Annotated in this window: 5 protein-coding genes and 2 pseudogenes; 4 read left to right on the forward strand and 3 right to left on the reverse strand. The window is 55.9% G+C overall.

Going from position 1 to position 9,145, the window contains the following annotated elements; genetic code table 11:
• Window positions 1-527 precede the first annotated feature (527 nt).
• Window positions 528-2,246, forward strand: coding sequence for a MobH family relaxase (gene mobH, locus KGB28_RS15420; RefSeq protein WP_223446343.1), 1,719 nt, complete (start codon window positions 528-530; stop codon window positions 2,244-2,246).
• A 37-nt stretch (window positions 2,247-2,283) separates the two neighbouring features.
• Here mobH and KGB28_RS15425 read toward each other — a convergent pair.
• A pseudogene (locus KGB28_RS15425) lies at window positions 2,284-2,649 on the reverse strand (transposase); the annotation flags it as partial.
• Between the two features lie 165 nt (window positions 2,650-2,814).
• Window positions 2,815-3,483: a hypothetical protein gene (locus tag KGB28_RS15430; protein ID WP_223446345.1), complete on the reverse strand. Its 669-nt coding sequence runs from the start codon at window positions 3,481-3,483 to the stop codon at window positions 2,815-2,817.
• A gap of 251 nt (window positions 3,484-3,734) precedes the next feature.
• Here KGB28_RS15430 and KGB28_RS15435 point away from each other — a divergent pair, with 251 nt between their 5' ends.
• The 3 genes from KGB28_RS15435 (at window position 3,735) to istB (ending at window position 8,508) form a co-directional block, all read left to right on the forward strand.
• On the forward strand, window positions 3,735-6,128 hold the full coding sequence (locus tag KGB28_RS15435; protein WP_223446347.1) for an AAA domain-containing protein: 2,394 nt from the start codon (window positions 3,735-3,737) through the stop codon (window positions 6,126-6,128).
• A gap of 84 nt (window positions 6,129-6,212) precedes the next feature.
• On the forward strand, window positions 6,213-7,712 hold the full coding sequence (gene istA / locus KGB28_RS15440) for an IS21-like element ISPpu27 family transposase (RefSeq protein ID WP_169989306.1): 1,500 nt from the start codon (window positions 6,213-6,215) through the stop codon (window positions 7,710-7,712).
• On the forward strand, window positions 7,705-8,508 hold the full coding sequence (gene istB, locus KGB28_RS15445; RefSeq protein ID WP_010466203.1) for an IS21-like element helper ATPase IstB: 804 nt from the start codon (window positions 7,705-7,707) through the stop codon (window positions 8,506-8,508). The genes istA and istB overlap by 8 nt, the downstream gene beginning before the upstream one ends.
• Window positions 8,509-8,877: 369 nt before the next feature.
• Here istB and KGB28_RS15450 read toward each other — a convergent pair.
• Window positions 8,878-9,145: pseudogene (locus KGB28_RS15450) on the reverse strand (hypothetical protein); the annotation flags it as partial.

Below are 9,145 nucleotides of genomic sequence, written 5' to 3' on the forward strand. Positions count from 1 at the left end.
GTATGAAACAAGTGTGGGAATAGTATCTGAGACCCGCTCTTTAGCCGAGGTTTTGATCCTCTCTGCGGCTCGTCGGGTGTCCAGCTTTAACAGATCTGCCTGACTTTTCACTCTGCCAAGTATTGGCACAGGTGGCCAACAAGTTGCCGAGGTGCAGGGCTACTCCCAATTTTGAACAAGATATCGCGCTGACTACGTGGCAGCTTTTTCGCGCAGCGCTTAGCGGCTGAGCGAATGGCAGCGTCAGTCCCATGAATCCGGTCGACCAGTAGTACGATCAACACTGCATCGGTAAAGCGTCATCAACGCCCCCTGCTTCAAAAGATGATGCCGGCCAGTTTAACCCCTGTAAAAGGGGTCCGCTATCCCGATCGACCGACTAACCTGACGCGCCCGCCTTCGGATTTTCGCGTTCGCGAAAAGGACAGAGGCGGTAAAGGGTAATGGCGCCAATGGAAGGGAATGCAAGGGTAAGAGGCTTATCCGAAAAGGCAAAAGGACCTCTCGGATGCAAAGCAGGTAATTCAATGATGCGCTGGTGGCTCAAACATCCAAAAGGCAACGCTGCCAGGCCCGCGCCAGAGCTTGTCGCCGAAGGTTACTTCTTGCCTGAGTCATCAGAATCGCTCCTTGCCGCCGATCACCGGAAGCGGCTGCTCGAGCGCATCTGGCAATACACAGCCCTTTCCCAACCTCAGTTCGATCAACTCTATCTCGATCCAATCCACCGCTACGCCAGGTATGTACAACAACTACCTGCCAGCGAGAGCCATCATCACGCCTATCCGGGAGGCATGCTGGACCACGGTTTGGAGCTGGTGGCCTGCAGCCTGAAACTGCGCCAGTCTTACCTGCTACCCAGCGGCGCCGCGCCCGAAGACCAGGCCGCGCAGACCGACGCCTGGAGCGCCGCCATCGCCTATGGCGCCCTGCTCCATGACATTGGCAAGATTGCTGTCGACCTGCAGGTGGAGTACCAAGATGGTGACATCTGGCATCCCTGGCACGGCCCCCTGAAGAAGCCCTACCGCTTCCGCTACGTGGCCGGCCGCGACTACCAGCTACATGCTGCGGCCGCTGGGCTGCTCTACACCCAGATACTCTCGCCGCGCCTGCTCGACTGGCTCAGCGGTTACCCAACTCTATGGGGCAACCTGCTGTCGTTGCTGGCCAACCACTATGAATACGCCGCGACGCTGGGGGAGCTGGTGCTGCAAGCTGACCGGGTGTCCACCGCGCAGAACATCGGCGCCAACCCTGCCAAGGCCTTACAGTCACCTAAGCACTCGCTGCAGCACCACCTGTTGACTGGCTTGCGCCACCTGGTTAAAAACGAGTTCAAGCTCAACCAGCCCGGCGCCGCCGGCTGGCTAACAGAGGACCATCTGTGGCTGGTCAGTAAAACCGCCACCGACAAGCTTCGCGCCTACCTGCTGGCTCAGGCAGTGGACGGGATCCCCTCCTCCAACATTGCCTTGTTCGATGAACTGCAATCGCATGGGCTGGTAGACGTAACAAGTCAAGGCAAAGCGGTATGGTACGCGAGCGTCACGGACGAAGGATGGCAACATAGCTTTACCTTCCTTCGCCTGCAGCCGAGCCTGATCTGGGCCGATGAACCCCGGACGAAATGCTTTGAAGGAACAGTTGAGCTAGTGGCTGACACACTCGAGGCAAGCGACGAAACCTGCGAGGCGACCGCGGATTTGTCTGAGTCAACTTCGACCAAGGAAACGCCAGAGCCCTTACCTCCGAACCATGACTTCGACTATCTCGATGACTTGATGGATATGTTGCAAGAGACGGTTGAGCACGAGGATGAATCGAGCGCTCAAGGAATGAAATCCTCAACTGCTTCACCTCGCGAGGCACCAGGGCTGGCCTTTGTCGACTGGCTACGCGAGGGGATCCAAAGCCATCGCCTGCTCGTCAACGACTGTAAGGCAAAGATTCACACAGTCGACGGCACGTTCTACCTGGTCACACCCGGCATTTTCCAGCTCTACGCTTCGGAGCACCCTGGGCTATCTGCAGGTGACGACAAGACCGATGCTTGGCGGCGCACTCAACGTCACTTTGAGCACTTAGGCGTACATCTCAAACGACCAAACGGGCAGAACATATGGACTTGCACAGTGCAGGGCCCCCGCCGGAGGGCTTCCCTCAATGGCTACATGTTGCAAAATGCTGAAACTCTTCTGAGCCCTGTCCCTACTGACAATCCTTTCCTCAATCTTACTTATTAGCATCGCAAGGGCAGCCCCATGCGCGCGTGGAGTGCCAGCGAAATAGTTCGCTGTCCCGAAAACGACCGTGTCGATTTTTGGAAAACGGCGAGTGGTTAGGGACTTCATCTTCCAGGCTTAACCGGCAGAACCAGCGATACGCCAGGCTCAAATGGGCCTCTTCGCACGACCGACGCTCTGAGCGAATGCCGTAGCAATAGCCCACGATCAGCATGCGGATCATCAGCTCAGGATCAATCGACGGACGCCCAATCGGGCTGTAAAAATCGGCGAGGTAATGGCGCAAGTCGCTCAGATCGAGACACCGATCAATGCTGCGCAGAAGGTGATTGGCGGGGATGTGCTCTTCAAGGTTGAACGAGTAAAACAGCCGTTCCTGCCCACTCGATAACTGTCCCATCATGCTGCGTGCTTCCCTGCTGGCCAATGTAGAGATTTTGCCGCTAGCCAGACAGGGGAGCTACTTTTTCAACAGAATCGGTCGATTGCAGTCCTTCGCGACAGGCAAAAAACGGCCCAGAGTGTGTAAAAACGCCTCCGCGAACCCTTGCTATGATTTCTGAGGATTTCATCGCAGGGATCGCCCATGAAGCGCTTTAGGCGGATCCGCCCGCAACGTCTTACGGTCAGCGGCGTTTTGCAGATGACAATCCTTACACACGGCTTGTAGCGTCGCGCGCTGATGCGCCTGTAGCGTGTAGGCGAGAGCGGAGTTGTCTACAGGTAATGTGAAAGGTTGGTCGCTCCACCAATCGAAACCACGAAATGCGTTGCGAAACTCAGACGTCGTCATAAGCTGCATCGCCTGACGGGCTATCGATTGGAATTCGGGATTCACGTGATCCACTTCGGTAGAGGGAAGAACGCCACAACGCTCACAGATCGGAAATGCAAGCCTTCGAGCGGATAAAAAGGGCGCTGATGCCAGGCGCAGTGCAGATTGAATCCATTCGTTTTGATCCCTTGGATCTAAGCACTGAGACCAAGACACCTTATGCCATCTACTTGGATCAAACAGACCATAAAAGTCATAGCCGCCACCAGGTCGATACAGCATGCGGAATTGGCTCGGCCGCAGATCGTGGACAGAGCAGTAGTAGTGTTTTTCGGCGATAAGGTCTGAGATCAAGTCGTCTTGAAAGACCTCCTCAAGCTCCCGCTCTTTCAGTCGTAACCGGATACAGGCTCGTAACTGAGCCTTGGTCATCCCTGCAAAAAAAGCTGCGCCTCGTGGCATGCTCTTGTCTCCTTACCATGATGGCCCACTGTACTTTGACGCACTTGTGACGGCTTAGTAAAGACCGTTTCCGGTTAGCTGCTTGCGGTCTCGATATGTCGGGCGGTAGCGGAAACGCAAGTGTGTTGGCGCGGTCGAGCCAGAGCCAGTATTGTGACGCCCATCTCATTGTCATTTTTTGGATTGCTCTCGATACCGATTTCACGGGGTTTCGAGCAGCGAAGTCCAGTGTTCGTTTTTAGGGGAATCTAATGGAAGCTCTGGGGCAGCAACTTCGGCCGGTCGCCACGCGGATCAGTCAGTACTTCCGCGACTTTTTAGACTCGGATTTCAAGCGTCAACAAGCTCCGCGCCGCCGAATCGTGCTGACCACCGACACCGGATTCAGATCGGGGATGCGTACCTCGCCCTACCCCTCCTTGGATCGCGACCTATGGAATCTATTGGGGCGTCCATCTAGCGAGGACCTGTCACTGACGATCGACCCACGGCGTTATACGCGTCCGATCAGTGATGTGCTTCGCAAAGTGATCCACGAGCAAGTAAACGCCATCCCTGCTTCATCCCTACAAACTGTACATACTTCGGTGGAGGAACTAGCCGCAGAGTCCTACGCAAAAGCGATAGAAGACCCGGAGTTGTGGGTGGAGTCAGTCCAAAACCACTTGGGCAGCAAAGTCGCCGAGCACATCATCAAGCCCCTGATTGCTCACCTGGATGGTCCACTGCGCAATCAGGCGTACTGGGTAATGGACTCATTATTCGCCGCGGAGAAGGACCTCGTTGATCGTGTCTGCGGTGACCTATCCCGAGTCCTCCCAGAGCTGCTGGCCAAGCTGCTCGCCACCCAGGACTCAGCCCCGCTCAAGGAGGCGATCCCACACTTCCTGACTCTTGAAGGAACTCGTCAGGCGCTGATGGTGTTCTTTGAAGGGTTTGTGGCGGCTGACGCCTACCACGAATTCCGCGATCTTGAGACCTATGTTGCCACCAGCGACGGGATGCAGCTCTACCTATACATCGGTGCAGTGAAGTACGGTGGAAACCAATACCCACTCTTCTTTCTTCCCATTGAGGTACAGAGGGAAGAAAAGGGGGCCGGCTTTAAGTTAAAGCTGCTTAACCAGCTTTATACCAACCGCAAGGCTATCGACTTTATTCTGCAGGAGCTGGCTGCTGGGCTTGAACGCGCATGGGTTTCTCCGATCCCCGAACGAATCCATTACATCAAACCCGAGCAGTCCATATACGAAGAGGCCCGCGTCCTGTTCCAGCGCGTAGCCAATGCCATGGACCTCGGTGGCAAGATCAGCCTCTCCTCCTCTGCTACCGATACCTCGACAATTGCGGTTGGGCTGTCCAGCTCTCTGTCCCTGGCTGCGTATGAACGTTCGGACGAGGCATTGCTCAACGACTACGAAGAGATCCTCGAAGCACTTAAGCATGGCGGATCGGCCGTGGTTGAACTGTTCGAGGGCATCGTTGGTGGTGTACTGCGCGAGAACCCCAAGTCCATCGCTGCTGCTGTGGAGACCACCTGGGATGCGCTTCCGATGGTGGATCGAATGGTCTTCGACTCACCGATCCCCCTGAACGAAGAGCAACGCAAAGTATTGATTGCCGTGCGACAGCCTGAAGGAAAGATCGTTGTTGTCTCCGGCCCTCCAGGTACCGGCAAGAGCCATACGATCACAGCAATCGCCGCCGATTGCGCCTTTAATCAGCGCTCCTGTCTGGTGTTATCGGATAAGACAGAAGCGCTGGATGTGGTCTACGACAAACTGTCGGAAGCCATGTCACGCGTACGCCACGATCGTGATTTCCCGAATCCGATACTGCGGCTCGGCCAGCAAGCCCATAACTTCCGCAAACTGACCTCGAATCAGGCTGTGACCCAGATCGGGGCCTACGCCAAGGCAATGAAGGCGAATCAGCCCCGGCTCGAAGAGGAGCGAAAAAGTCGGTCGGAGAACCTGAAGGAACAGATCAAGCTGACTGTGGCGACATTAGGCGCCATCGAAATGACCAGCGTACAAGCAATGCTCAAAGACGAAACCGAGCTCGCTGAGCTTGCCCCGTCAGTACTGGAAGTGTTGAAACGCGCAAGTGGAGCCGGTCTGATTTCAGAGCTCGAGAGCATCACCGAGCACCTAACGGGGGTGGAACAGTATCTTCTTGAGGTCTTCTCGGAGGGAGACTTTAACCCACAAAGCCTTTGGAACAGAACGCGAAGGGATGCATTACTGGCAGCCTTCACTCAGGAACATTCTGACGCCCCATGGGATCTGTTCGAGTCGATGTCGCCCTCCCAACTGCGCACGCTTGGCGGACTTCTAGTCAGCTATGGTCAACTGAAGATGCCTCTGTTCGGTTACCTGTTCCGTGGCGCACAGGTGCGCGAAGTTGAACGTCAGCTTAATGCCCTACCCGTCAGCAGCCCCTTGCAGCTCAAGCAACGGCAAGCAATGTTATCCAACCTCGTTGAGGCGGCAAATAAGCTCCGATTGAAGCTTCAGAGCGAAGATCTAGAAGACGAATTCGAGGGTTGTTATCGGCTGCTTACCCGAGGAAAAACGCCAAAACTCAACGCAGGCAATGCGGCAAAAGCCATGGCTGTTGCCGCTGACCGAAAACTGACCCAGTAAAGGCTGTTCTGCCGACTGAAAACTGACCCAGGTGTTCAACTGCTTCTGCTCACTTTTCGAGCAGGAGAACACAGGGTGATCAGCATGGAAATGTTGGGAAAAATCCGGCGGATGTACTTCCGCGACAAGCTCTCGCTGCATCAGATAGCCAAGCGTACCGGACTGTCGAGAAACACCATTCGAAAATGGGTCAGAGCACCCGAAGCCACCCAGCCGGCGTACCAACGGTGCGCAACCTTCAACAAACTCAGTCCATTTCACGAGACGCTGGAGCAGGCGCTTAAGGCCGATTCGTTTCGGGCAAAGCACAACCGCAGGAGTGCCAAAGCACTCTTCGAACAGATCAAGGCCGAGGGGTACGACGGCGGCTACAGCCAACTCACCGCCTTTATACGCTCGTGGCGCGGCGAGCAAGGCAAGTCTTTACGAGCCTTTGTGCCGCTGACCTTTGCACTCGGGGAGGCCTTTCAATTCGACTGGAGCGACGAAGGTCTGCTGATCGGCGGCCTGTTCCGACGCATCCAGGTCTCCCATATGAAGCTGTGCGCCAGTCGCGCATTCTGGTTGGTTGCGTATCCCAGCCAAGGCCACGAGATGTTGTTCGATGCCCATACCCGCTCGTTTGGCGCGTTAGGTGGGGTGCCGCGTCGCGGCATCTACGACAACATGAAGACCGCTGTCGACAAGGTCAACAAGGGTAAGGGCCGCACGGTCAATGCTCGGTTTGCCGTGATGTGTGCGCACTACCTGTTCGACCCGGACTTCTGCAACGTCGCTTCCGGCTGGGAAAAAGGCATCGTTGAAAAGAACGTCCAAGACAGCCGACGGCGCATCTGGCTCGATGCTCAAAACTGCATGTTCCACACCTTCGAGGAATTGAATGCCTGGCTCGGCCAACGCTGCCGTGCGCTCTGGGGCGAACTGCTGCACCCGCAGTACAACGGGCTGACCGTGGCGGACGTCCTGGAGCTGGAACGCGCTGAATTGATGCCGATGCCGACTGCCTTTGATGGCTACGTCGAGCGCACCGTACGGGTCTCCAGCACCTGCCTGATCAGCGTGGCGCGAAATCGCTATTCGGTGCCGTGTGAGCGGGTCGGCCAGTGGGTCAGCAGCCGTTTGTATCCTTCCCGGGTGGTGGTCATCGCCGATGAAACGACGATTGCCAGCCACGAGCGTCTGTTTGATCGAGATCAGGTCAGTTTTGACTGGCAGCATTACATCCCGCTTATCGAGCGCAAGCCTGGAGCGCTGCGCAATGGCGCTCCGTTTGCTGATCTGCCGAAGCCGTTGCAGCTGCTAAAACGCGGTCTGAGGCGTCACGCCAATGGTGATCGAGTCATGACGCAGGTACTGGCGGCTGTTCCCATCGCCGGGCTCGACGCCATATTGGTGGCTGTGGAGTTGGTACTTGAATCAGGCAGCTTGAGTGCTGAGCACATCCTGAATGTCCTGGCTCGACTGACATCGACAGCAGCCCCTCCCTCCGCCGAAACCAGCCTTCAACTCAAGATAGCGCCTGTCGCCAATACGGCACGCTACGACCGGCTCCGTACCACCGATGAGGAGACTCGCAATGCGTGATCTTATGGCGGAACTCAAAGAACTGCGTCTGCATGGCATGGCCAGCGCCTGGGAAGAACTAGCCTCGCAAGGAGAAGCTTCGACGGCATCCTCGAAATGGCTACTTGAGCATCTTCTCCAACAAGAACATGCGGATCGAGCGGTGCGCTCAGTGAACCACCAGATGAACATGGCCAAACTCCCCATGCATCGTGATTTGGCCGGCTTCGACTTCAGCGCTTCCAGCGCAGATGCCCGCCTGATCAGGGATCTGTCCAACCTGGAGTTCACCGATACCGCGCAGAATGTCGTGTTCATCGGCGGGCCTGGAACAGGCAAAACACACCTCGCCACCGCCTTGGCTGTGTCCGGGATCACGACGCATCACAAACGCGTGCGCTTCTACTCCACGGTGGATCTGGTCAATCTGCTGGAACGCGAAAAGTACGACGGCAAGACGGGCCGCATCGCTCAAGGGCTGCTACGAACAGACCTGGTGATACTCGATGAACTGGGGTATCTGCCCTTCAGCCAGAGCGGTGGTGCCCTGTTATTTCACCTGCTTTCCAAGCTGTACGAGCACACCAGCGTGGTGATCACCACCAACCTCAGCTTCTCGGAATGGTCGAGCGTGTTTGGTGACGCCAAGATGACAACGGCGTTGCTGGATCGGCTGACACACCACTGCCACATCGTCGAAACGGGCAACGAGTCCTACCGCCTGCAACACAGCAGCTTGGTCGCCCAGACCAAGATCAAATCACGTGAACGAAAGCGCAAAGACAATGATGGTGCCGAGGACGATGAGCTGTTTTGATCTGCACCAAAAATACCCTGCCGCATGCCCACATGCGGTGGGGCTTTAATGCGTCTTCCGCCGGGACACGACTGCTAAGCTTATCCACAATTGCTGATGCAAAAATCAGCAATCCGCCCTGGGTCAATTTTCAATCGGCAGGGTGGGTCAGTTTTCAATCAGCGCCGACATTCAGCCACCTGAAAGAGCGCTCACTGCCACCCGAGGTAGAGATTTAGAGCCAGTCTCTTACGGGCTCTGCTTGGAGATATGTGGCGGATACGTGGAGATTCATACCCAAAGAGGAAAACGTTCCTCCCTATTAACGATGCAATCGTGCACGCCTCGCAACCCGATGCTCTTGAACACCTCGCGTTGGAGCACTCTACGTTAATTCCCCTTCCTCTCGACCAGCGGATAATCGAAATCCTCAGTGGGGCAAAAAGTGGGGCAAAAATCAGCTCCGCGAAAAACCAATAAATCATAAAAAAATCCAGTCACCGCTAAGTAACTGGATTTCTTTAAGAATAAATGGTCGGGACGGAGTGATTCGAACACTCGACCCCTAGCACCCCATGCATGCACCCATAGAAGATCAATATAGTCGGTCTTCAGACAGCGCAGGCTTGCTTCGACCGAGCGATGCAAGCTTTTACGA

The organism is Pseudomonas sp. BF-R-19, assembly GCF_019956445.1.
In the GTDB taxonomy this organism is placed as follows: domain Bacteria; phylum Pseudomonadota; class Gammaproteobacteria; order Pseudomonadales; family Pseudomonadaceae; genus Aquipseudomonas; species Aquipseudomonas fluorescens_BH.

Coding starts and splice junctions, on each gene's coding strand:
- mobH (WP_223446343.1), top strand. CDS start 528: ATGATGCGCTGGTGGCTCAAACATCCAAAAGGCAACGCTGCCAGGCCC.
- KGB28_RS15435 (WP_223446347.1), top strand. CDS start 3,735: ATGGAAGCTCTGGGGCAGCAACTTCGGCCGGTCGCCACGCGGATCAGT.
- KGB28_RS15430 (WP_223446345.1), bottom strand. CDS start 3,483: ATGCCACGAGGCGCAGCTTTTTTTGCAGGGATGACCAAGGCTCAGTTA.
- istB (WP_010466203.1), top strand. CDS start 7,705: ATGCGTGATCTTATGGCGGAACTCAAAGAACTGCGTCTGCATGGCATG.
- istA (WP_169989306.1), top strand. CDS start 6,213: ATGGAAATGTTGGGAAAAATCCGGCGGATGTACTTCCGCGACAAGCTC.